Here is a 23649-nt window from a genome sequence, read left to right as displayed (position 1 = left end):
CGAACGCGGTTCAGTAGGTTCAACCGACCGCGCCTTCCAAGCTGATACTCAAGAGCTTCTGCGCCTCGACTGCGAACTCCATCGGCAGCTCGTTGAAGACCTCCTTGCAGAAGCCGTTGACGATCATCGAGACCGCGTCTTCCTCGGTGAGTCCGCGCGAGCGGCAGTAGAACAGCTGGTCGTCGCTGATCTTCGAGGTGGTCGCCTCGTGCTCGAGATTGGCGCTCGGGTGCTTGACCTCGATATACGGAAAGGTATTGGCGGCGCAGCGGTCACCGATCAGCAGAGAGTCGCATTGCGTATGGTTGCGCGCGCCCTCGGCCCGCTGACTGATCCGCACCAGGCCGCGATAGGTCTGTTGACCCTCTCCCGCCGAGATCCCCTTGGAGACAATGGTCGAGCGGGTGTTGCGCCCAAGGTGAATCATCTTGGTGCCGGTATCCGCCTGCTGACGGCCTTTCGTGACGGCGACCGAGTAGAACTCGCCGATCGAGTCGTCGCCGCGCAGGATGCAGCTGGGGTACTTCCAAGTGATCGCGGATCCCGTTTCGACCTGTGTCCATGAAATCTTCGAGCGCGCACCGCGACAGTCGCCGCGCTTGGTGACGAAGTTGTAGATACCGCCGCGTCCTTGAGCGTCGCCCGGATACCAGTTCTGCACCGTCGAGTACTTGATCTCGGCGTCGTCCATGGCGATCAGCTCGACGACCGCCGCATGGAGCTGGTTCTCGTCGCGCTGCGGTGCAGTGCAGCCTTCGAGGTAGCTGACATAGCTTCCGGCTTCGGCCACGATCAGGGTGCGCTCGAACTGGCCCGTGTTGCGTGCGTTGATCCTGAAGTACGTGCTGAGCTCCATCGGGCAGCGCACGCCCTCGGGGACGTAGACGAAGGTGCCGTCGCTGAAGACCGCCGCGTTGAGTCCCGCATAGTAGTTGTCGGTATGCGGAACCACCGAGCCGAGATACTTCTGGATCAGCTCCGGGTGATCGTGGACCGCCTCGGAGATGGAGCAGAAGATGACGCCTGCGTCGGCCAACGCGGAACGGAAGGTCGTCGCGACCGAAACGCTGTCGAACACCGCATCCACTGCAATCCCGGCGAGCGCCTTTTGCTCCTCGATCGGGATGCCTAGCTTTTCATAGGTCTCGAGCAAGGCCGGATCGATCTCGTCGAGACTCTTCGGCATGTCTTCCGGGCGCTTCGGGGCCGAGAAGTAAGAGATCGCCTGGAAATCGATCGGCGGATAGTGGACCGAGGCCCAGTGCGGCGTCGGCATGGTCAACCAATGCCGGTACGCCTTGAGGCGCCACTCGGTCATGAACTCAGGTTCGCCCTTGCGAGCGGAGATGGCACGCACCACCCCTTCGTCCAGACCGGGCGGCAGGGTATCGGACTCGATCTCGGTCACGAAACCATGCTCGTACTCGGATCGGACGATATCGTCGACAGCTTGGGTTGAGGTCATCTCTCCTGGCTCCGTTTTCTTGAGCGTTTTACTGGGTATTTACTATACGCCCTTCGCGGCGGGATTCAACATTCCGCAGGACATCTAGGACACATCGGGCTGGCTGGGCTTGAGACTCGACGTCACTCATGTCCGAGCGCAGCACCCCGGTTTCAAGGGTTTCTGCGCCGACACTCAAATAATGACGCGATTATATTCGAATTTTAGCAACGCATTCAGTGCAGACTTGTTAATGCGAAGCGTTCCCATTATTATAAATGTCGGACGGAAAACGATCGCGACCACAACCCACACTCGGCCATCAGGAGGCCTTACTGCATGACGCCATCACGCTATCTCATCTCCTCGGTCACCGGCGGGATCGCCGCGGCACTCCTCTTCGCCATCCCGCCGGGCATCGCCTCGGCCGAAGAGGAGGTCAACCTCTACTCGGCGCGCAAGGAAGAGCTGATTAAACCCTTGCTGGACCGTTTCACGGAGCAGACCGGCATCAAGGTCAATATGGTCACGGACAAGGCCGAGACCTTGCTCAAGCGCCTTGAGAGCGAGGGGATCAACTCGCCGGCCGACCTGTTGATCACCGTCGATGCCGGCAACCTCTATCGTGCCAAAGAGGCCGGTGTGACCCAGCCAATCGACAGTCAGGTGCTGATCGAGGCGATCCCGGAGGCCTATCGTGACCCCGAAGGTCATTGGTTCGGTTTATCGCTGCGCGCGCGCCCCATACTCTATGTCGAGGGCAAGGTCGATCCGACCAGCCTCACGACCTACGAGGCGCTCGCCGACCCCGAATGGAAGGGTCGTATCTGTATCCGCTCTTCGGACAATGTCTACAACCAGTCGTTGGTCGCCGCCATGATCGCCGCCGACGGGGTCGAGTCCACCGAGACGTGGGCGACGGGTCTCGTCGCCAACATGGCGCGTCCTCCTAAAGGCGGCGATCGAGATCAGATCGCCGCCGCAGCGGCCGGGCAATGCGATATCGCCATCGCCAATACCTACTATCTCGCCGGAATGCTGACCTCGGGCGATCCGACCCAGATGTCCGCGGCGGAGGCGGTCCGGGTCTTCTGGCCCAATCAGGACGGGCGCGGAGCCCACGTCAACGTCAGCGGCATCGCCATGACCGGCGCGGCAAAGAACAAGGATGCGGCGATCAAGCTCGCGGAATTCCTCGTCAGCGCGGATTCTCAGGCCTGGTACGCGGAGGTCAACGGAGAGTACCCCGTCGTCCCCGGCGCGCCGGTCAGCGCCCTGCTGGAGTCCTGGGGCGAATTCAAAGCAGACGACATTCAGCTCTCCAAACTCGGTGAGCTCGGTCCGGATGCCGTACGCCTGATGGACCGCGCCGGTTGGAAATAGACGGACGAGCGGTGGAGAAGGGATAATGGGGCCTGACCAGGCCCCCTCGTGCGGCCCAACCCGCAACCCGGAGGCAGTCCTTCTTCAAGATGAGGCGATCGTGAGCACGCATGAGCGCCGAGGGTTGTGGTCGGCCGGCATCGTCGCGATCGCACTCTTGACCGGGCTGCCGGTCCTGGTGATCGTCGGCTTCGTCCTGGTTCCCGCCGGCGATGTCTGGCAGCACCTCGTCGACACGGTCCTCGCCGACTACGTCCTCAACACCCTGCTGTTGATGCTCGGCGTGGCCGTCGGAACCCTGGTCGGCGGCGTCGGAACGGCCTGGCTGACAAGCATGTGTCGCTTTCCGGGACGCGGCTTGTTCGAGTGGGCGCTGATCCTACCCATGGCGATGCCCGCCTACATCATCGCCTACACCTATACCGGCATGCTTGATTTCGCCGGTCCGGTTCAGAGCACCCTGCGGGACTGGACCGGCTGGGGTTTCGGAGACTATTGGTTTCCCGAGATCCGTTCACTGGAAGGGGCTGCCACGATGCTCGCCCTGGTCCTCTACCCTTATGTTTATTTGCTCGGCCGAGCCGCCTTTCTCAGCCAGTCGATCTGCGTGCTCGACGTCAGCCGCACACTCGGCAACGGCCCCTGGCGCACCTTCTTCTCGGTCGCCCTGCCCTTGGCACGCCCGGCCATCGTCGCCGGGCTGACCCTGGCCCTGATGGAGACCCTGGCCGATTACGGTACGGTGCAGTATTTCGGCGTGCAAACCTTTACGACCGGGATCTTCCGCACCTGGTTCGGTCTGAACAACGCGGCGGCCGCGGCCCAACTCTCGGCGATGCTGCTCGGCTTCGTCCTGGTGCTGATTGCGCTGGAACGGATCTCGCGCAGCCAGGCGCGATACCATGACACCAGTCGGCGGCATCAATCGATCCGCCGTTACCACCTCACCGGCTGGCGCGCCTTCGCGGCGATCGTCTTTTGCGCGGCCCCTCTGATGCTGGGTTTCCTTATCCCCGCGGGACAGCTCGCAACCTGGGCGCTGACCATCGCCCGGGGTGCCTACGACGCCGCCTTCTGGGGCTTGGTACGCAATAGCCTCGAGCTCGCCTCGATCGCCGCGCTGATCGCCTTGGTGCTTGCATTGGTGCTGGGTTACGGCAAGCGCCTGCATCCGACCCGCACGGTCACCGCGGCCGTGAAGGTCGCAGGTCTCGGCTACGCCATTCCCGGTACGGTGATCGCCATCGGCGTCATCATCCCCTTCGCCTGGTTCGACAATACCTTGGACGCCTGGATGCGCCGCACCTTCGACGTCTCCACCGGACTGTTGCTGAGCGGAACCCTGGCCGCGCTGATCTTCGCGTATCTAACGCGCTTCCTGGCCGTGTCACTTCAGACCGTCGAGGCGGGGCTCGGGCGCATCCGGCCGTCCATGGACGAGGCCGGTCGCGCGATGGGTTATCGACCGGGACAGGTGTTGCGACGCATCCACATCCCGATGCTCCGAGGCAGCCTGCTCACCGCGGTGCTCTTGGTCTTTGTCGATGTGCTCAAGGAGCTCCCGGCCACCCTGATCCTGCGGCCCTTCAATTTCAACACCCTCGCGGTGCGCGCTTACGAACTGGCCTCCGACGAGCGCTTGGCCGACACCGCGCCGGCCGCGCTGACCATCGTGCTTGCAGGCTTGGTTCCGGTTATCCTGCTGAGCCGTTCCATCACCAAGTCCCGCAATGCCGACACAGCTTGAGGTCAGAGACGTCAGCGTCGCTTATGGCGACACCACGATCGTGCGCGATGTGTCCTTCGTCCTCGAGCATGGCATCATCGGGTGTCTGCTCGGGCCGAGCGGCTGCGGCAAGACGACCTTGCTGCGCGCCATCGCCGGTTTCGAGCCGGTCAGCCGCGGCGAGGTCCTGTTGCACGGACACCGCGTCTCGGTTCCCGGCCACACCATCCCCCCCGAGCAACGTCGGGTCGGCATGGTCTTTCAAGACTTCGCGTTGTTCCCGCACCTCACGGTCGCACGCAACGTCGCGTTTGGCCTGAGCGGACTCAAGCGTGCCGAGCGTGAGCATCGTGTCGCAGAGCTCCTTGACCTGGTCGACCTAGGTCACGCGGCATCCCTGTATCCGCACGAACTCTCCGGAGGCATGCAGCAACGGGTCGCCCTCGCCCGCGCCATGGCACCGCGCCCCGAGATCCTGTTGCTCGACGAGCCCTTCTCGAGCATGGACGCCGAGCTGCGCGAGCAGCTCGCACGCGAGGTCAGGGATTTGCTCAGACGCGAGGGCGTGACCGCGATCCTCGTCACCCACGATCAGCTCGAGGCCTTCGCCATGGCCGATCAGATCGGCGTGATCGCCGATGGCAGCATCCGTCAATGGGGAACCGGATTCGGCCTCTACCACGAGCCGGCCGATCGTTTCGTTGCCGGTTTCATCGGCCAAGGCGTCTTGCTCCCGGCGATCGTGGTGGACGAAACACGCGTGAAGACGGAGCTCGGACGCGTCGCCGGAAGCAAACCGCATGGTCTGCCGCCCGGATCGACGGCGGAGGTGTTGATCCGACCCGACGACATGCTGTATGACGAGACCAGCCCGAGGCGAGCGGTCGTCGTGGAACGCGCATTTCGCGGTGCCGAATACCTGTATCAGCTGAGGTTGGAGAGCGGAACCGAGGTGCTTTGTTTGGTCCCGAGCCATCACCAACACGCCGTCGGGGATGAGATCGGGATCCGGCTTGAAGCCGACCATTTGGTGGTCTTTCCCTGCATGGGCGACGAGCCGAATGCGCCGGAAGACGCGGTCACAAGCAGTCCTCCGGCGCGAACATCATCCGCAAATGCCCCGGGATCCCGGTGACGCGGTACAGTCTGCGCTCAGCCGCTGCGACCGCCCTTCTTGGCCTTCTTCTCCGCGCGCTTCTCCTTCATGTTCTTCAACGGCTGTTTCTTCGCTTCCTTCTTCTTGTCTTCACCTTTGCTCATCGGAGTCTCTCCACTGCCCGTCTTCGAACGACCGGGCGATCGACCCGGTCGTTCGAATGGTTTGGTCTGATGGGCCCCCAATCGGCCCGACTCTGCTCGATCATGGTCGGCGTCCAGTCCCCGAATCGGCAGGAGGTCATCATGCCACAAGCCCCCCGTAAGACCAGCGTCGCGCAGCGCGAAATCCCGACGGCGATACGCAACCTCATCGTCGTTTACCTGGCCGTGTCGGTCGGTGCAATCGCCTTGCTGCTGTTCGGCGGCGATCCATCATCCGGAATCTTTCTCGTCCTCTTTGCGCTACCATGGAGCCTGTTTGTGAATCAGATCAGCGGTCTCATCGGGATCGACTCGGCCGCACTCAACCTAGCGCTGCTTGCAATCGGCGTCGGCATCAACGCAGCCCTACTCTATCTACTCGGTCGCCGCTTGCGCAGACGACAATGACCTGAACGACCCAATTGAGATCATCGATGGCAGACTGGATCCTATCAGCACGCGGGCCACGCTTTTTGATCGGCCTCTTGGCGATACTTGCCGCCGCCGGATGCACAAATCACCTGCAGGAAAGACATGTGGTTCCGCCCAGCGACCCGCAAGCACAGGCGTGTTTGGCAAACTGCGAATTGAGCCGGAGTCAGTGCGAGCAGCGACAACGGACCCGCGAGGACGACTGTCGGATGTATGCCGAGCAGCTCTCGGCGGACCACGACGCCTGCCTGGCCACGCCGGGCGCGCTTTGCGTCAGGCCCGAGACATGCCCGGCGGCGGACATGAGTATCTGTACGACTCAGCATGACGAGTGCATCGTCGGCTGCGGCGGCACGGTCGAAACGCGGTTCTCGCTGTCCGGCGCATCTGCAACCTGAACGCCGACGCCCGACGTCCATTCGCGACTGTGAACGCGATGCTCCGGCTCGCGTTCGCTTACGAAGCGTCCGCCAAAACGCCGCCGCAAGGTCGATCGCGTAGAGCGTTCCAAACCACTTCGCGCCGATCCGTATCGCGTCCGCCGCATGGCCGGAGTCTCAAATACGGTATTATTCTTGCTTCGAAGGGTCGCCACATCTAAAACCGCCTTGAGGATAGACCATGAACGACACGAATGTGACCTGGCACGAACATCAGGTCTCTCGCTCGGATCGCGAGGCAATGAAGGGACACAAGGGCTGTGTGCTCTGGTTCACCGGGCTCAGCGGCTCGGGGAAGAGCACGATCGCCAATACGCTGGACCATCGGCTCCACCAGCAGGGCATCCACAGTGCGGTGCTGGACGGCGACAATGTCCGTCACGCACTCAACGCGGGTCCCGGGATGCTCCGCGACGTTCACGGCGAGGAGTTCGCCCAGCGTTTCGGCCTTGGCTTCTCCGCGATCGATCGCGAAGAGAACATTCGACGCATCGGTGCGGTGGCACACCTCTTCGCCCAAGCCGGCATCATCGCCCTCACCGCCTTCATCAGCCCCTATCGCGCGGACCGTGACAGGGTTCGGCGTGCCATGCCGGAAGGGGATTTTATCGAGGTCTTCGTCGATACCCCGATTGAGATCTGCGAGACGCGCGACCCAAAAGGGCTCTACAAGAAGGCGCGCGCCGGCGAGATCAAGGGCTTTACCGGAATCGATGATCCCTACGAGGCCCCGTCCGCACCGGAGCTTCAACTCCATGCCGGACGGAACCCGCCGGATGTTCTGGCCGACGAGGTGATCGCCTACCTGCGCGACAGCGGGATCATCCTGCCGAGGGCCTGAGATCCCGCGCGCCGCACGCCGCGCCGTCGCGCGGCGATCAGCCTTTCTCCAAGAGATTACGCAAATCGATGATCGCCGCGTTTGCACGCGAGATGTAGGACGCCATCACGAGCGAATGATTACCCATCGGACCGAATCCCGTTCCGTTCAGGATCAGGGGACTCCAGATGGGATTCTGCGTGTTACCGAGCTCGCGGATGATCTCTTCGAGCGATCGTTGCGCGGTCTTGTCCTTCAGCACGGCCTCGAAATCGATCGACAGGGCCTGCAAGGTCTGCATCAAGGCCCAGGTATAGCCTCGCGCCTCAAAGAAGACATCGTCGATGTCCAGCCAGGGTGTCTTGTTGCGCATCACCTCGTCGGTCGGGCGGGCCTCCCGGGCGCTCGGGTCGCCGGCAAGCGACAGATCGAGCTGCGCTTGCCCGACGGCATATGAGAGGCGTTGCGCGAGGCTGCCCAACCGCTTTTCGACGACAGCGAGATAAGATCTCAGATTGTCGGACCGCGCAAAAAACTGCCCGTCCCCCTTGTTTCCGTCGCTGAGTCGAGCGAAATAACGGTACATCGCTTCGACCCCTTTGCGATATTCCGACTCGGTCGACGGAAGGATCCAGGACTCGGAGTCGTAGCTGAACTGAGGTTCCGCCACCTGAAGATCCTTATCTTCGACCGATTGCGACTGCGAACGGGCGAAGTCGTTGCGCATCGCGCGGGCCAAGTCGCGCAGCTCGGTCAAGGCACCGAACTCCCAGTTCGGGATGTTGTCGAGGAACAGACCCGGGGGGGTCAAGTCGTTGCTCAGATAGCCGCCGGGCTTGTTCAATAGGGTCTCGGCGATACCGATGGCGACCGCCGTCGTGTAGGTGCCCGTGACAAGGGTCGAGGTATCGCCGCCGGCCAAGCTCGCTGCTTTTTCCCGGACGTCGAAGGTCGCCGGCGAGCGCGACCAGAAGACCGCGAGGATCGTAATCACCAGGATGTAGGTGACGACGAACAACCCCGCTGTCCACCACAGCCCCTTCTCGCGCCAAGTCCGCGGATCGTAGAGCTTGACGACTTCGGTCACCGTCTTGGGGAGGTGCGGCTTTTCCATCACGTTCTCCGTATTTTTTGGGGCTTATGCGTTCGCGGGCCCGCCGTGTCGCTCGGGAACCTCAAAGCGACGTCGACCTTGCGACTGCGACGTCAGGCGTCTGGCCGGCAACACCCGCACCGGCCCATCGAGCGGGGCCGATGCGGAAAGGGCGCTCTAGCGCATGGGTCCGAAGTGATTCATCCAACGTGGCATCGGCTCGACAACGGGCGGATTCGGAACGACCTCCGTTGCGGGGGCAGGCACGACCGGCGCGATAACGGCCGGCTTCGGGGTCGGGGCGGGGGCCTCCGCCGGGACGGGGGCCTCTGCCGAAGCAGGTGCCTCTGCCGGAGCGGCTGCCTCTGTCGCAGTAGGTGCCGCTGCCGGAGCCGCTGCCTCTGTCGCAGCAGGTGCCTTTGCCGGAGCGGCTGCCTCTATCGCAGCAGGTGCCTCTGCCGAAGCCGCTGCCGGAGCAGGAGCCTCTGCCGCGACGGGCGTCTCTGTCGGAGCCGGTGCCGCAGCAACCGGTGCCTCTGCCGGAGCCGGTGCGGCAGCGACCGGCGGCTCGTTCGGCACGGCAGGCGACTCGGGGGACGCCGGCGTCTTGATCAGCGGCGCCTCGACAACCTCCGCCTCGATCATGTGCGCTTCGGCCGGCGCGGGCGCCGTCGCCGGAGGCTCGGAAGCAAGATCCGCGGCCAACGGCACGACGACCACCGGCACCTCAATGAGGGAGTCCGGGGTCGTGGGCGCAGAATCCTGAGGCGCGGCCGGCTCCTCGGGCGTGCCCTCGGCGACGGCAGACTCCTCGACGGGCGCAGCAGCCGGCGGAGCCGCGACGACCGGAGCTCGCTCATCCGGAAGGTTCGGAAGCGTCGGATGCGCTAGGGAAGGCGTCACCTCAGGGCTCGGCGGAGCGGCCGTCTTCGAACCCGGGAGGGGCGCAAAATGCGGCATCCGATAGTCTTTCGGCGGGCGGACCGCCGGAGGCGTGGGCGTCACCGGAAGCGGCTCTCCGGCCGGTCCGGCATCGGCCGTTGGCACCTCACTCTCGGTCTCGGGGACAGTTGGAGCCTCGGCCTCGGGACCAGTTGCCGAAGCGGTTTCGGCCGCAGCGGATTCCACCGCCGGCAAGGATTCAGGCGCCGACACGGGCGCTACCGGCAGGGGCGCGAAATGGCTGGCCCCGGCCGCCTCCAACCGAGCAGTCTCAGGTACCGTAGAGACCTTCTCGGCAGGGGCTTGCTCGGCAGGGACTTGTGCGGCCTCCTCCGACACCTGCTCCGGTGGAGCCGTACTTGCTGCAGGCGCCGCCGGCAAGGGCGCGAAGTGCGACGCGCCGGCCACTCGGGACGGAGCTGCCTCGGCCTCCGCGGGCGCCTCGTCGGCAGTTGCCTGCGCCATGGGCTCGGGCGCAGACGCAGGCTCGGTTGCGCTCACCGCAGGCGCCGGCTCGGTTGCGCCCCCCGCGGGCGCGGCAGCCGACGGCGGCGGCGCCGTCACCGCCACCGTCCCGATGGGCGCAAGATTCGCGGCGACTTGAATCGGCGAAAGAGGTGCGGGTGCCTCGAAAGGGTCTGCAAGCGTGACGTACAGGGTTCCGACAACAGTCACGACGGCCACGGTCCAGACGGACGTCTTACCGATATCGATAGTCGCCAGTTTTGCCCGCGCTTGTGCGAGCGTGGCCACGACCTCTTTCATCTGGTTGATCCTCGTGTGGGACGATTAAAAATGGATTTGGTCATAAAACCCGCTTAGGCTGCCTGAATAGGCGCGCGGGTTCAAGGGAGAACCACTATCGAGAACGACAATCGCGATGCAATGGGGCCCGCGGAGAGGCGCGCGCTCGGGCTCCCAGCACCTCAGGCTCACTGAGGCAAGCGAGGGGCTCACACACAGACGCAGCCGTCTCGGCACCTCTTGAGTCGTCATGCGGAAGTCGCTGATCGACTGCCGCATCCCGGGCGCCCCGGATATACTGCTACGGATGTCGCCCGCCCGCCGAGACGCGCACGGACGCCCATGCCGACCCGTGGTTGCGGGACCCGGCTTCGCACTCACACGACTAACCAAGGCTGCGGCCGCCCGTGATCGCTATGGCAACCAACCCCCTCTCAGGTGCCGGATACCTGCTCCAGGGCATCCGGCTGATCACCCGACCCGGGTTGCGGCGGTTCGTCGTTGTCCCGCTCGCGGTCAACGTTCTGATCTTCGCCGCAGCCATCGCCCTGGGCGTGCGTGTGTTCGAGAACGCCCTCGCGACCCTCGACGCACGCCTTCCGAGCTGGCTCGGCTGGCTGGACTGGGTTCTTTGGCCTCTTTTCGTCCTGGTCTTGCTCGTCGTGGTCTTCAACCTCTTTGCGCTGGTGGCAAACCTGATCGCCTCGCCCTTCAACAGCCTCTTGGCCGAGAAGGTCGAGCGAATGCTGACCGAGCGCCCGCTCTGTGAGGGCAGCACCCTTGCCGGCGTCATGTCCGACATCGTGCCGACGCTCGTCGAAGAGCTCCGAAAACTGCTTTATGCCCTTGTTCTTGGGATTCCTTTCCTGCTCTTGCTATTTGTACCCATCGTTGGACAGATCCTCTGGTTTCTCTACATTGCCTGGGTATTGGCCGTTCAGTACTCGGATTATCCGATGGGAAACCACGGGATGAAGTTTCGCGAGATGCGCCGACGTCTGGGCCAGCAACGCGGCATGAGCCTTGGTTTCGGCGCTTCTGCGGCGATGCTGAGCATGGTGCCGCTGGTCAATTTCGTTCTGATGCCGAGCGCGGTGGCAGGCGCCACCGCGATGTGGGTTCGTGAGCTGAAGGGCGCGAGCAACTATCAGAGTCCGACCCGGTCTCGTGTCGCCACGCGCTGCGTCCTGCTCGAGATCGACCATCTCTCGGGTCGGATCGGCGGCGAGGTACTGGTCGGGCCAGATGCCGGGCGTTCACTCGATCAGATCCCGACGGAGGATCTCGTCGAGATGCTCGAGACCTGCTATGCGGGCGACCCCGAGTCGGCCGAGGCGCTCGAGGTGTACCTCGATCGCGAGCGCGGTCGCAAGACGGAAGAGGCACCGCGCCGCCGAAACGCCGAGACTCCGCGGGCACCGATCGAAAGGATGCATCCGGACGAAGCGCGCGCCATCCTCGGCATCGGTCTCGATGCGGTTCCGCAAGAGGTTCGGAGCGCTCACCGGCGACTGATCCAGCGTCTTCACCCCGACCGAGGGGGCTCGGACTATCTGGCATCCAAGATCAACGAGGCGAAACAGGTCCTATCGGACTGACCCCATCGCAGAGGGCTTCGGATCCCTAAACACAGCGACCCGAAGCCACTTCAAAGGCGTATCCACAGCTAGAGGCACAACCCGCCCATGTTCGTCCGTATTCTGCTTGTGTTGATGGTGCTGGCCGCAGTGATCGGCGCCCTCGCCTACGTCAAATACAGTCAGATCCAGTCCGAGATCGCCATGTTCTCGCAACCCATGCCGGCGCCGACGGTGACCGCCGTCACGGTCGAGACGACCGCCTGGGAGCCCACACTGCAGGCGGTCGGTACCCTGCAGGCGATCCAAGGCGTCGAGGTCAACAACGAGGTGGCCGGACAGGTCACGGCCATCGAGTTCGAATCGGGTGCAATGGTCAAGAAAGGCGACATCCTGGTCAGGCTGGCCGACGAGGTCGATCTCGCCGACCTGGAGGGATTGCTGGCCGCGGAGCGACTCGCGCAGATCAAGGTCGACCGCAACCGTTCGCTTCTCAAGGAGCGCGCCGTTGCCCAAGGCGACTTCGACGAGATCAGCGCGCAACTCGACCAGGCCCGCGCACAGGTCAAGGCCAAGCAGGCCACGATCCAGAAGAAGACGATCCGCGCGCCCTTCGATGGACAACTCGGCATTCGCCAGATCGACCTCGGGCAGTTCCTCGCAGAAGGATCTTCGATCGTCCCGCTTCAAACCCTGGATCCCATCTATGTCGACTTCGCTCTGCCCGAGCGCCACCTGGGCCTGTTGAAGGTCGGGCAACGGGTGCAGGTGCGCGTCTCCGCCCATCCGGACCGAAGCTTCGACGGAGCCATTCAGGTCATCAGTCCTGGGATCGATCAGGGCACCCGCAATGTTCGTGTCCGTGCGGGCCTGAGCAATCCGGATCTGGCGCTTCGCCCCGGGATGTTTGCTCGGGTCGCGACCCTCTTGCCGCGCGAGGACGCGGTGCTGACCATCCCGCGTGAAGCCATCGCCTTCAATACCTACGGCGACGCGGTCTTCGTCATCCGCGAGGAGGATGGCAAGACCCTCGTCGAGCGTCGCCAAGTCCGCACAGGCGCAGTGCGCGGGGACGAGATCGCGGTGTTGGAGGGGCTCGCCGAGGGCGACCGTGTCGTCTTGTCCGGGCAAGTGAAGCTCGGCAACGGGCAAGAGGTCCGGATCGTCGATGCGGGGATCGAGGCGCCCGCCGCCAGTCCATCCGAGCCCGAGCACACCCCTGAACCCGAGTCCGAGTCCGAATCCGGACACGGCCCCGAGGACACGGCGACATGAAATTCACCGACATCTTCGTCCACCGCCCGGTCCTTGCCACCGTCGTCAGCCTGCTGATCTTCATCCTCGGCATCCGTGCCTTCGTCGACCTGGAGATCCGCCAATACCCGGCGACACAAAACACCGTCGTCACCATCACGACCGCGTACCCCGGCGCCAGCAGCGATCTGGTCCAGGGCTTCATCACGACACCCCTCCAGCAGGCGGTTGCCGAAGCCAACGGGATCGAATATCTGGTCGGCACCAGCACCGCCGGGGTGTCGGTCATCGAGGCGAACATGCGCCTCAACTACGACCCCAACGCCGCCGTCGCCGAGATTCAGGCGAAGGTCGCCAGCCGCCTCAACGTGCTGCCCGAGGCCGCGCAGAACCCGGTCATCGACTCCACGACCGGAGACTCGACCGCACTCATGTATCTCGCCTTCTACAGCGAGGAGATGACGCTTCCTCAGATCACGGACTACCTCATCCGGGTCGTCCAGCCCCAGCTCCAGGCGCTGGAAGGCATCGCCAAGGCCGAGATCTTCGGCGATCAAACCTTCGCGATGCGGATCTGGCTCGACCCCGCGCGCATGGCCTCGCTCGGTGTCAGCGGCGACGAGGTCGCCCGCGTGCTCGCCGAAAACAACTATCTCGCCGGTATCGGGCGGCTTCGCGGCGATCAGGTCCAGATCGATCTGTCGGCGACCACGGACGTCAGCCGGGTCGAGGATTTCCAGCGCCTGGTGGTGCGCACCCAAGACGACACCCTGATTCGCCTCGACGACATCGCCGAGGTCGAGATGGGTGCCAAGACCTATGATTCCGCAACGCTCTACAAGGGCATCCCGGCCATCTTCATCGGCATCGAGCCCGCGCCGGGCTCCAATCCGCTCGACGTCGCCGCACGCGTGCGCGACCTGATGCCCGAGCTCGAGACCCAGTTCCCGGAAGGTCTGAAGGCGTTCGTGCCCTACGATGCGAGCGAGTTCATCCAGGAATCCATCACCGAGGTCTTCAAGACGCTCGCCGAAGCGGTGCTGATCGTGTTGCTCGTGATCTTTCTCTCGCTCGGCTCGATCCGTGCCGCCCTGGTCCCGTCGGTCGCGGTGCCACTCTCGATCGTCGGCGCCGGGTTTATCATGTTGCTCCTGGGTTTCTCGATCAACCTCTTGACATTGCTTGCAATGGTTCTGGCGATCGGTCTTGTTGTCGACGACGCCATCATCGTGGTCGAGAACGTGCACCGACACATCGAGATGGGCAAGAGCGGAACGCAGGCGGCGATCGACGGCGCGCGCGAGCTGGCCATGCCCATCATCGCCATGACCACGACATTGGTTGCCGTCTACGCGCCCATCGGCTTCATGGGCGGGCTGGTCGGATCCCTCTTCACCGAGTTCGCCTTCACCCTCGCCGGAGCCGTGGTGGTTTCGGGTATCGTCGCCCTGACCCTCTCGCCGATGCTGGCAGGGCACGTCCTTCGTGCCGGGAGCGAACAAGGCCGTTTCGAGCGCGGCGTCGAGCACGTCTTCACCGGACTTGCCGAGGGCTATCGGCGCTTGCTGCACGGGTGGCTCAAATATCCGGGTGTCACCCTCTTGGTCGCCGTCGTCATCCTGGCCGCCATCTACGGGATGTACTCGATGACAAAAAAGGAGCTGGCACCGACCGAGGATCAGAGCATCCTGTTCTTCATGGGCACCACGCCCCAGACCGCCACCGTCGACCTGAATCTTCGGTATATCGACGAGATGCTGCCGATGTTCGAGTCCTTTCCCGAGTACAAGGAGAGCTTCATCATCGCCGGCATGGGCGGGGACCAAAGCATGACCTTCGGCGGCTTCAAGATGTCGCCGCCGTCGGAGCGCGAGCGTTCCCAGATGGATATCCAGCCGCAGCTCCAGGGCATGCTCGGGGAGATCACCGGCATGCAAACGGTGGTCTTCCCCCGACCGAGCCTGCCCACACCGGGCAACGGGATTCCGGTCGAGTTCGTCGTGCTGTCGGATCGCCCCTTCGCCGAGCTCGACTCACTCGCCGACCAGCTGCTCGGAAAGGCCATGGCCAGCGGAAACTTCATGTTCCTGAGCAAGGACATCAAGTACGAGCGGCCGCGCACCGTCCTCGAGGTCGATCGCGATCTCGCCGGCGATCTCGGGATCAGCATGGCCGATCTCGGACGCAGTCTCTCAGCCATGCTCAACGAGGACTACGTCAACTGGTTCAGCCTCGAAGGCCGCAGTTATCAGGTCATTCCTCAGGTCGCACAGCAATTCCGCAATGATATCGGAACGTTACGGGATTTTTATGTCCGTAACGCTGCGGGCGATCTGATCCCGCTATCGGCCCTGATCGAGGTCCACGACGAGGTCGAGCCCTCAAAACGCGTCCAGTTCCAGCAGCTCAACGCCATCACTCTCTCGGGCGTCATGACGCCCGGCGTGCCCTTGGGGGCCGCCCTCGCCTATCTCGAGCAAGAGGCCTCCGCACTCTTCCCGCGCGGCGTGCGCTGGGACTACAAGGGCGAGTCGCGTCAGTTCAAGACCGAGGGTGCCGCACTCGAGGTGACCTTCTTCCTCTCGCTCCTGATCATCTACCTGGTGCTGGCCGCTCAGTTCGAGAGCTGGCGTGACCCCTTCGTGGTCCTCATGTCCGTCCCGCTCACCATCGCAGGCGCCCTCGCCTTCCTCTTTCTCGGGTTCGCCAGCGTCAACATCTATACCCAGGTCGGGCTCATCACGCTGATCGGTCTGATCGCCAAGAACGGGATCCTGATCGTGGAGTTTGCCAACCAGCTTCGCGAGCGCGAAGGTCTGTCCAAACGCGAAGCGGTCGAGCAAGCGTCTTCGATCCGGCTGCGCCCCATCCTGATGACGACGGTCTCGATGTTGGTCGCCATGATCCCGCTTCTGACCGCCAGCGGTCCAGGCGCCGTCAGCCGCTTCGACATCGGGTTGGTGATCGTCACCGGGCTTGGGATCGGCACGCTCTTCACGCTCTTCGTGGTGCCCGCGTTCTACATGCTCCTCTCGCCGGAGCGACACCGCACCATCGGTGTCCAGCCCCCCGAACCGGCGCGACAGTCCTGATCGTCGGCTCACCGGGCGCGGCCCGGGTACCTGGCCGCTGTCTCTCGACGCGCTCACGGCCGCCCACGCACGTCGAGGCCGAAGGGGGTGCGCCCGGAGGCCCGATCGAACCGAGGGATTCATCGGATCCCCGCTAGCTTCCGCGTCGACAATGCCTATACTATTCAATGGCGTACTATCCCACGCCACGGCTTTGACCGACGAGGAGAACCAACATGAAACCGCTGATGAAGACCACGCTTGGATTGGCTTTCGCTGCGACTTCCCTGCTGGCGACGGTCCCCGCCAATGCCTTTTGGGGCTCCTGGGGCGACGGGCCCTGGTACGGGGGACCCTGGCATCGCGGGCCCTGGTACGGTGGCTATCCGGGTTACTATGGCTATCCCGGCTACGGTTACGGTTATCCCGGCTACGGTTACGGTTATCCCGGCTACGGCTATGGTTACCCGGGGTACGGAGGCTGGGGCGCCCCCTGGGGTGGCTACCCCGCCTACGGCGGCTGGGGCGGATATCCTTACACGCCGGCGCTGACGGTACCGACAGCACCCTCGACATCGAGCGCCGATAAATAAGCCGGCTGCGCAAGCCCCGGCGGCGTCGGTCTCCGACGCGACTCGCGGGCCCCCCGGACACGGAGCGCACGCAGGAAAGACTTTGGATTCCCCGTGCCCTCCGCGTCCCACTCGAGCCTTCTCACAAGCTCGAGGAATTTCTCTCCGCTCTTCTCTATCACGTCTGCGGCCGACGAAGGGATCCGGGCTCAATAGGGTACCGCGGCGGGATAATCCCGGAACGCGGCCAACGGGTCGAACGGCGGCGGAGCGAGGAAGGGATCCCCCTCGGGCCAAGGCTCATCGGGGACCCGACCCTCCCCGTACACCGCCACCTCGTCCATCAAGACCGCGCGCTCTCCCGGCGGTAGGGACCAAGCCGCAAAGGCGACGAGCGGCTGCAGCGTCTCGATCGCCTGTTCCGCGTCGCCTGTCGCCATATGCGCCAAGGCCAGGGCCCTCAGATACGGAGGGATCGGCTGCTGTCCGACCAGCTCTTGCGCCAGCGTTAGGGCGCGCGCCGGATCGCGCAGGTCGGGATCCTTGGCCGCCGCAAGCAGGCGTGCCAGGGCGTAAGCGAGCATCCTGTCATCGGGGCGCTGTCCGAGGCGCGCATCAAGGCGTACCAAGATCTCGCGCTCGGCGGTGTCCGAACGGCTCAAAGCAATCAGTTCGAGCAGATAGGCGGGATCGACCGGATCGCGGGACGCCAAGACCGCACGGTATCCGGAAGCCGCGTCTCGGAATCGGCCGGCTCGCAGGTCAAGATTCGCCAGATAGAAGGCTGCGCCCGGGTGGCCCGGTTCCGCGTCCAGAGTCCCTCGATAGGCGTCCTCGGCCGCGGCGAGCTCGCCCTGCGCCTCGTGGAGTACGCCCAGCAAGAAGCGCGCTAGCGTTTGACCCGGATCCTGTTCGAGGGCTTTGAAAAGCTCCTGTTTCGCCTCGGGCTTCGCGCCCGAGAGAAAGAGTGTTCGGGCGTAGCTGACACGCGCCGCGGCGTTGTCCGGATCCACATCGAGACCTTCCGCGAAACGCTCAGCGGCCAGCCGATAGTCACCGCGGCGGGTCGCATGCATCGCCTCCTGAAACGCCGGCAACGAGCGACCGGTCGCGACCTCCAGCTCGGCGATGAGAGGGTCCTGCGCGGCGGGGCTTCCCGCGTCGAAGCTCGCCAAATACGCCTCTGCACGTTCCCGGTCGCCCAGGGCGCGATACGCCTGCGCCAACTGGAAGCCGACCCCGGACGGCGCCGGATCGGCCTCGAGCGATCGCTCCAGCGCGACCACGGCATCGGCATGCCGGCGCTGCAGATTGGCGATCTGGCCGAGATAGAAGTTCGCGGCCGCCACCAGTCCAGGTGTGTCCGCGACGCGCTCCAGAGCCATCTTTGCCTCGTCGAGCCGACCCGACTCCAACAGGGCCTTGCCGAGACGCAGATCGAGCGGCGCGTAGTCCGGGTCCAGGGCACGAGCGGTCTGCAGATCGGCAATCGCCTCCTCCAAGCGTCCGGCGAGCAGGCCCAGATACCCCGCATAGTAGGGCCAGCGAAAGACGCTCGGCTGCAGGGTCGCTGCGTTGCGCAAACAGGCATCTGCAACCGCCTCCACCTCGACCAACAGGTAGAGTGCCCCGAGGCGCCCGTAGGCCTCGGCGAGTTGGTCATCGCTGGTCTGCGGATCCCGCAGCAGATCGGCCAGGGCGACGCGGGCCTGCTCGATGGCGACCTGCATCAGGCGCTCGGCACCGCTGACATCGGTCTCGGCGATCGGGATGAGCCGCTCGTCGCGTGGCTCGGTGAGCGTGCTCGTTGGATCGGCCGAGAGGCTCGAAACCGCCAAGACCAACAGCAGCATCAGATGGATCATGACGCCTCGCCTCGCGGCTGCCCGATGACCAGCAGGGTATCGATCTGCGGCCACTCCACCACCTGCTCCGAGCCATCGGGCCAGCGGATCAGCAGCCGCTCGACCTCGGTCGTCTCGCCCAACCCGAAGGTCACGGGCAGCTCGACCTGCGAGAGATAGCCGCGCGCCGGCATCACCTGACGATAACGGGTGACCCCGTCCGCCGTGAGCGCGAGCTCGGCCCCGATCGCGTCGGTGTTGGGCGGTCGCCCGGCCAACTTGACGCGCAAATAGTGATGCCCGGTGGCCTGATCGTTGCGCAGCAGTGCGGGACGACGCCCGTTCTGGGTGACGAGGACGTCGAGATCCCCGTCGCCGTCGATGTCCGCGAAGGTCAGTCCCCGACCCACGAAGGGTTTCAGCAGATCACCCGCCTCCTCGACCGGAACGAATCGGCCCGGACAGGCCTCGCCGCAATTCCAGAGCAGCGAGGGAGGCTGCGCATAGGTCTGGCTCTGCTGGACCTTTTGGATCTCGTGCTCGAGATGGCCGTTGGCCAGCAGAAGGTCCAGTCGACCGTCGAGATCGTAGTCGAGAAAGACCAGACCGAAGGTCAAAGGGATGCGCGACGCGGGCCCCAGACCTTCGAGAACGGCCTCGTCGACGAAGGGCGGGCGGCCCTCCGTGGTGACATAGAGTGAAGACATCTCGTTGGCAAAGTTGCCGATCACCACGCCCAGGTCCCCGTCATCGCGAAAGCGGGCCGCATCGATCCCCATGGCCGAGGTCGCCTTGCCGTTGCGGTCGTAGGCGAGACCTTCAAAGATGCCGACCTCCTCGAATCGGCCGTTCCCCAAGTTGCGATACAAGAAGTTCCGAACCGTGTCGTTGGCGACGACGAGCTCGAGCCAGCCGTCGCCGTCATAGTCGACGACGCTGACCCCGAGCCCCTTGCCGACCGGCTGGCCGGATACCGGATCGGTCACCCGGATCCCGGCATCCGCCGTGACATCGGTGAAGCGGCCGTCGCCCTCGTTGCGAAAGAGTGTGTTGTCGGTCCCGACGAAGTTCAGCGGCGCGCCGTAAGCACGTCCGAGCCCGGTCAGACGGAAGTCGATCTCGAGGTCGACATCCCTGGACCACTGGACATAGTTGACGACAAAGAGGTCGAGGTCACCGTCCCGGTCATGGTCGAAGAAGACGGCGCTCGAGCTCCAGGTATCCTCGCCCCCGCCGACCCCGGCGCTGTCCGTCACCTCGACGAAACGCCCGCCCTCGTTTCGGAACAGATGATTGCGATGCAGACCGGTCAGATAGAGATCGGGCCGGCCGTCGCCGTCATAGTCTCCGACCGCAACCCCCATCCCGTAGAAGGTCAGATCCAGACCCGCCGCCTCGGTGACGTCCTCGAAACGTCCGCCGCCCAGGTTCCGATAAAGGGCGGACCTCGGTGTCTCCGCACCTTCGGGCTCGTGACCAGGCCAGTAGTTGGAGTTGATCAAGAGAAGATCCTGTCGTCCATCGCCGTCGTAGTCGAGGAAGGCCGCACCGCTCCCGAGCGTCTCCGGCATGAGACGTTCGCCATAGGCACCGTTGACATGAACGAAATCGATCCCTGCCTCGGCGGTGATGTCGGTGAAACGCACCGAAGGCGGTCGATCCGAGGCAGAGGTCACCGCGCGAGACGGCGCCTGGATCTCGGCATCCGGCACCGCGTCCCGATCGGGCGGAGGCGTCACAAGCCAGATGAGGATAAGGCCCACGGTGAGCGCGACAACGATGATCACGACAGACAGGATGAAGGCACGCCGGATGCGAACCTCCCCCGTGGTTCCGGTCGATTGTTTTGACTGCGTCATGGCGATCTGACCGATACTGATGATCGATGGATCGGCTCCGCGTCGGAGGCGATCGTTGCGTCATAAGAGACCCGAGAGGAGCCGTATCCGTGGAGTGGACTCGGCCCGGCAATGGTGCCGACGTCGCCCTCGCCGCCGGATACTGCCACGAAGCCGCCGTCTCCTGCCCATGCCAACGACTCTGGTCGTTGCAGGTCATAGATGGCGATGGGCTCGGCGGCGTGATCTGCGGTCGGATTGCGGCTGCGGTGCAGGGTCACCGCACGTTGAATCGCCTGATCGTCGGGGCGATAGGTCTCGTGCAGGCGGCGGTGCTCCGCGGCCGAATCAGGGCGATCGAGCTCTGCGTAGACCAGACTGAGGCCGTGGTGCGAGGCTGCGCTCTCCGGATCTTCGGCCAGCGCCTGCTCAAAACGCTCTGCCGCCCGCTCGAGCAAGACGCTGCGCTCGGCGCGCTGCGACGGGCCCCGCGCTTGGCGGGCACGTTCATAGAGGGTACGGCCAAGCTCGTTCAGCATCCGATAGTCGCGACTGAAATCGAATCCACGTGCACGGGCCGATCCGAAGCGGGTCTCGGCCAGTGCCTCCAGGTTCGCGATCGCCGCATCCAGATGTCCGAGATCGCGCTCGATCAAGGCGCCATACCACGCCATCGTCCAGGGTGCCGCAGGGGGAGTCGAAGCCGCCGCACGCTGCAGGGCATCCGCCGCGTCGTCGAGTCGACCCTCCTCATAGAAGACCCGGGCCAGGTTCATTGCCCCATCCCCCGGTCGCAAGGACTCGACGACCGCAAATGCCTCCGCCGCTTGGCGGAGCCGGCCCTTGCGTCCCTGTCGCAGCAGGCCGATGCCGTAATCGTTCCAGCGTTGCCAGACCGGGATGTCTCGCGTCTGCGTTGTAGGCTCGACGCCGCCTTGGATCGGCAGCGTTACAGAGTCGGCCGCAAGGGTGACGATGGGAAGATCGTTGCCCCTGAATTCCGAGCCTCGAAGGTGCCGATACAGACCCGTGTCGAATTTGCGATAGCGCAGGGCGGCGTCGACGGTGACCGGTGCGGTCAGATCATCCGGAAGCCGCAAGGCGTATTGCACGACGGTTGCCGCACCGGGCGGGATCTGATGATCGTAGAGCGCGACGAAGACGTCCTGGACGTTTCGCCGATCGATCCGATTGCCATCGCGATCCAGGATATAGGCGTTGACGAAATAGGCCCCCGGATCGACCGTGCCGTCCGCCGCTCGCGCACCCGAGCGACCGATCAGCCGCTCACCGGCGTTCAGAATGACGTCGAGCCACAGCTCGTTGGAATCCGTTGTCCCTTGCGTCAGTTCATGCCCCACACCGAGGTTGCGTACGACGAGCTCGAGGAGGTAGCGCCGACCAGGCTCCAGTCTCGGCAGCGCGGGACGGATCGGGGCGAGCAGCGGACCGTCGATCGTGGCGCCCTCGCGGAGTCCGAAGATGTCGACACGCGCAGCGCGCTCCAGAACAACGACCCGCGCGGCATTTTCCTCCGGTGGGCGTCCGAGCAGGGCCGGCACGGCCGTGTTGGCGGCCGCGAAGAGATGGTCACGGACCGACTTGGGCCCCGAGTCGGCAAGCACACGCGCGGCCGGATCGTCGGATGCCTTGGGTGGCATGTGGCAGGTATTGCAGGAGCCGGTTGCGCGATCGGGATAGTAGAAGCTGTCGACGCGATGACCCGAGACACCGCTCAGGAGAAAGCTGTCGTAGTGGTTCTGGCCGCGCAGCCAGCGATACCGATTCAGTACCTCGGGCAAATGCACCTTGTGGCAGGTCGAACAAAACTCGGGACTGCGGTGCAGCGGTTTTAGCAGGGTCTTCTTGTGAAATGCCGGCTTGGCCCGGATCAGCTGGCGATTGATCGCCTTGAACAGGGCATGATCGCTGTCGGCGAACGGATAGGCCGGGGGCACGACCAGGCTGTAGTCGCCGTTGCCGCGCGGGCTGTTGACCTCGGTGATCGCATGGCACGTCAAACAGGTGATGCCGGCCTGCGCGCCCGGATCCATGTCGGGATCGTAATGCGGGTCGTCGAAACGCCCCGAGAAGAGCGGCACCGGGTCATGGCAGACCGCACAAAGACGCGCGGGCTCGATCGCGCCGTCACGCTCCAGTAAAACCCGGCGGGTCTCCTCGACGCTGAACCGATAGATCGGATTGTTGAACGAGCTCAGCCGATGGACACTCCCGGCGTGCTGCGCCGCGATGTCCGCGTGACACTCTGCACAGACCTCGTCCTGCATCAGACGCTCCGCGCGGATGGGGCCACCGCTCTGGACCCGCGCCAGGGCCGGCTGGAACGACCGGACCAGATCGTCGCCCTGCCCGACGGCGATGAGATGAAACCCGACCGCCAGACTTGCGAAAACCAGCGCGGCGGAGGCCCAGGACACCAGCGGCCGCCAGCGCAGCGGGGGGCCGGCGAGTCGATGTAGGACGAACAGCCAAAGCGCAATCAGGGGCGTCGTGACGTGGATCCAATAGGCCCAGCTGCGCACACCCGGATGGTTGATCTCGAAGAAACCGAAACGCGTCAGGAGGATGCCGGAGAGGATCAAGAGCAGCAGCATCACGAAGAGGCCGAAACCGACCCGAACCGCCCAGCGGTTCGGTCGTCGCCAGGCTCTTCGCAGATGCAGGACACCGAAGAGGACCAGCGGCACCACGAGGATGAGGCCAAGCAGCAGGTGCAGGAGAAACATCAGGAGATAAACCCGGTTCTCCAGAATCTCGCCGGACACCCACTCGGCTGCCGTCACCGCAACCAAATAGACCGAGTTGACGGCGAGCAGGCCGAAGAGGATTCCGAGCAGCGCGAGGACCCGCCTGAGCGTCGGGCTCAAGACAGCCGGGAGACGAGGATCCGAACCCAAGGACGCAGGTCTGTCGGGGGGAGGTGACATGCTCGACACAACAGCATCGTATCTGCCCTGAGTTCGATTTTAGCAGCTCGTCGATCGCCGGCAGTGGATTCGATGTTGCTGCGGATCAACCTTCGAGAAGACGCGCGACGCGCGTTTCCTGCTTATGCTCGACGGAGCGGGAGCCGGCTTGCGGATGGCGTCTACTGGATCCTGCATGACTCGATCGCCTATCCTCGGATCTCTGGCCAAACCGAAGGACAG

The 23649-nt window shown here is 64.3% G+C and carries 16 protein-coding genes; 10 read left to right on the top strand and 6 right to left on the bottom strand.

Annotated elements, in window-relative coordinates; all coding sequences use genetic code 11:
* Positions 1-19: 19 nt before the first annotated feature.
* Positions 20-1465, bottom strand: coding sequence for a Fe-S cluster assembly protein SufB (sufB, locus tag LT988_RS22140; protein ID WP_232407672.1), 1446 nt, complete (start codon positions 1463-1465; stop codon positions 20-22).
* A 318-nt stretch (positions 1466-1783) separates the two neighbouring features.
* On the opposite strand from sufB, the gene LT988_RS22135 reads away from it, so the two are divergent.
* From LT988_RS22135 to cysC, 6 genes are all read left to right on the top strand, one after another.
* A complete protein-coding gene (locus LT988_RS22135) occupies positions 1784-2827 on the top strand; it encodes a Fe(3+) ABC transporter substrate-binding protein (RefSeq protein ID WP_232407671.1) in 1044 nt (347 codons plus the stop codon).
* A gap of 100 nt (positions 2828-2927) precedes the next feature.
* Positions 2928-4574 (top strand): ABC transporter permease, encoded by a 1647-nt coding sequence (locus tag LT988_RS22130; RefSeq protein WP_232407670.1) that lies wholly within the window; start codon positions 2928-2930, stop codon positions 4572-4574.
* On the top strand, positions 4558-5688 hold the full coding sequence (locus tag LT988_RS22125; protein ID WP_232407669.1) for an ABC transporter ATP-binding protein: 1131 nt from the start codon (positions 4558-4560) through the stop codon (positions 5686-5688). Before LT988_RS22130 ends, LT988_RS22125 begins: the two co-directional genes overlap by 17 nt.
* 266 nt (positions 5689-5954) lie before the next feature.
* Positions 5955-6260 carry an SCO4225 family membrane protein gene (locus tag LT988_RS22120; RefSeq protein ID WP_232407668.1) on the top strand — a complete coding sequence of 102 codons (306 nt, stop codon included), beginning with the start codon at positions 5955-5957 and terminating at the stop codon, positions 6258-6260.
* Between the two features lie 233 nt (positions 6261-6493).
* The gene (locus tag LT988_RS22115; RefSeq protein ID WP_232407667.1) at positions 6494-6682 is read left to right on the top strand and encodes a hypothetical protein; all 189 of its coding nucleotides are present in this window, start codon (positions 6494-6496) and stop codon (positions 6680-6682) included.
* A gap of 223 nt (positions 6683-6905) precedes the next feature.
* Positions 6906-7565 carry an adenylyl-sulfate kinase gene (gene cysC, locus LT988_RS22110; RefSeq protein WP_232407666.1) on the top strand — a complete coding sequence of 220 codons (660 nt, stop codon included), beginning with the start codon at positions 6906-6908 and terminating at the stop codon, positions 7563-7565.
* A gap of 37 nt (positions 7566-7602) precedes the next feature.
* On the opposite strand, the gene LT988_RS22105 is transcribed toward cysC, so the two are convergent.
* Positions 7603-8658 carry a DUF2333 family protein gene (locus tag LT988_RS22105; protein WP_232407665.1) on the bottom strand — a complete coding sequence of 352 codons (1056 nt, stop codon included), beginning with the start codon at positions 8656-8658 and terminating at the stop codon, positions 7603-7605.
* A gap of 156 nt (positions 8659-8814) precedes the next feature.
* A complete protein-coding gene (locus LT988_RS22100; RefSeq protein WP_232407664.1) occupies positions 8815-10344 on the bottom strand; it encodes a hypothetical protein in 1530 nt (509 codons plus the stop codon).
* Positions 10345-10739: 395 nt separating this feature from the next.
* On the opposite strand from LT988_RS22100, the gene cysZ reads away from it, so the two are divergent.
* The 4 genes from cysZ (at position 10740) to LT988_RS25340 (ending at position 16818) form a co-directional block, all read left to right on the top strand.
* Positions 10740-11921, top strand: a complete 1182-nt coding sequence (gene cysZ, locus LT988_RS22095) for a sulfate transporter CysZ (protein ID WP_232407663.1) — start codon at positions 10740-10742, stop codon at positions 11919-11921.
* Between the two features lie 87 nt (positions 11922-12008).
* Complete coding sequence (locus LT988_RS22090) at positions 12009-13175, top strand: efflux RND transporter periplasmic adaptor subunit (RefSeq protein ID WP_232407662.1); 1167 nt, start codon at positions 12009-12011, stop codon at positions 13173-13175.
* A complete protein-coding gene (locus LT988_RS22085) occupies positions 13172-16246 on the top strand; it encodes an efflux RND transporter permease subunit (protein ID WP_232407661.1) in 3075 nt (1024 codons plus the stop codon). Before LT988_RS22090 ends, LT988_RS22085 begins: the two co-directional genes overlap by 4 nt.
* Positions 16247-16461: 215 nt before the next feature.
* Positions 16462-16818: a hypothetical protein gene (locus LT988_RS25340; RefSeq protein WP_269752077.1), complete on the top strand. Its 357-nt coding sequence runs from the start codon at positions 16462-16464 to the stop codon at positions 16816-16818.
* A 188-nt stretch (positions 16819-17006) separates the two neighbouring features.
* On the opposite strand, the gene LT988_RS22075 is transcribed toward LT988_RS25340, so the two are convergent.
* The 3 genes from LT988_RS22075 to LT988_RS22065 are packed head-to-tail and all read right to left on the bottom strand — an operon-like array spanning position 17007 to position 23397.
* Positions 17007-18662 (bottom strand): tetratricopeptide repeat protein, encoded by a 1656-nt coding sequence (locus LT988_RS22075; RefSeq protein WP_232407659.1) that lies wholly within the window; start codon positions 18660-18662, stop codon positions 17007-17009.
* A complete protein-coding gene (locus LT988_RS22070) occupies positions 18659-20500 on the bottom strand; it encodes a CRTAC1 family protein (RefSeq protein WP_232407658.1) in 1842 nt (613 codons plus the stop codon). The genes LT988_RS22075 and LT988_RS22070 overlap by 4 nt, the downstream gene beginning before the upstream one ends.
* Complete coding sequence (locus LT988_RS22065; RefSeq protein WP_232407656.1) at positions 20497-23397, bottom strand: aspartate phosphatase; 2901 nt, start codon at positions 23395-23397, stop codon at positions 20497-20499. Before LT988_RS22065 ends, LT988_RS22070 begins: the two co-directional genes overlap by 4 nt.
* Positions 23398-23649: the final 252 nt, after the last annotated feature.

The sequence above is a fragment of the Thiocapsa bogorovii genome, from assembly GCF_021228795.1.
GTDB lineage: Bacteria > Pseudomonadota > Gammaproteobacteria > Chromatiales > Chromatiaceae > Thiocapsa > Thiocapsa bogorovii.
This window is presented reverse-complemented; position numbering and strand designations above follow the sequence as displayed.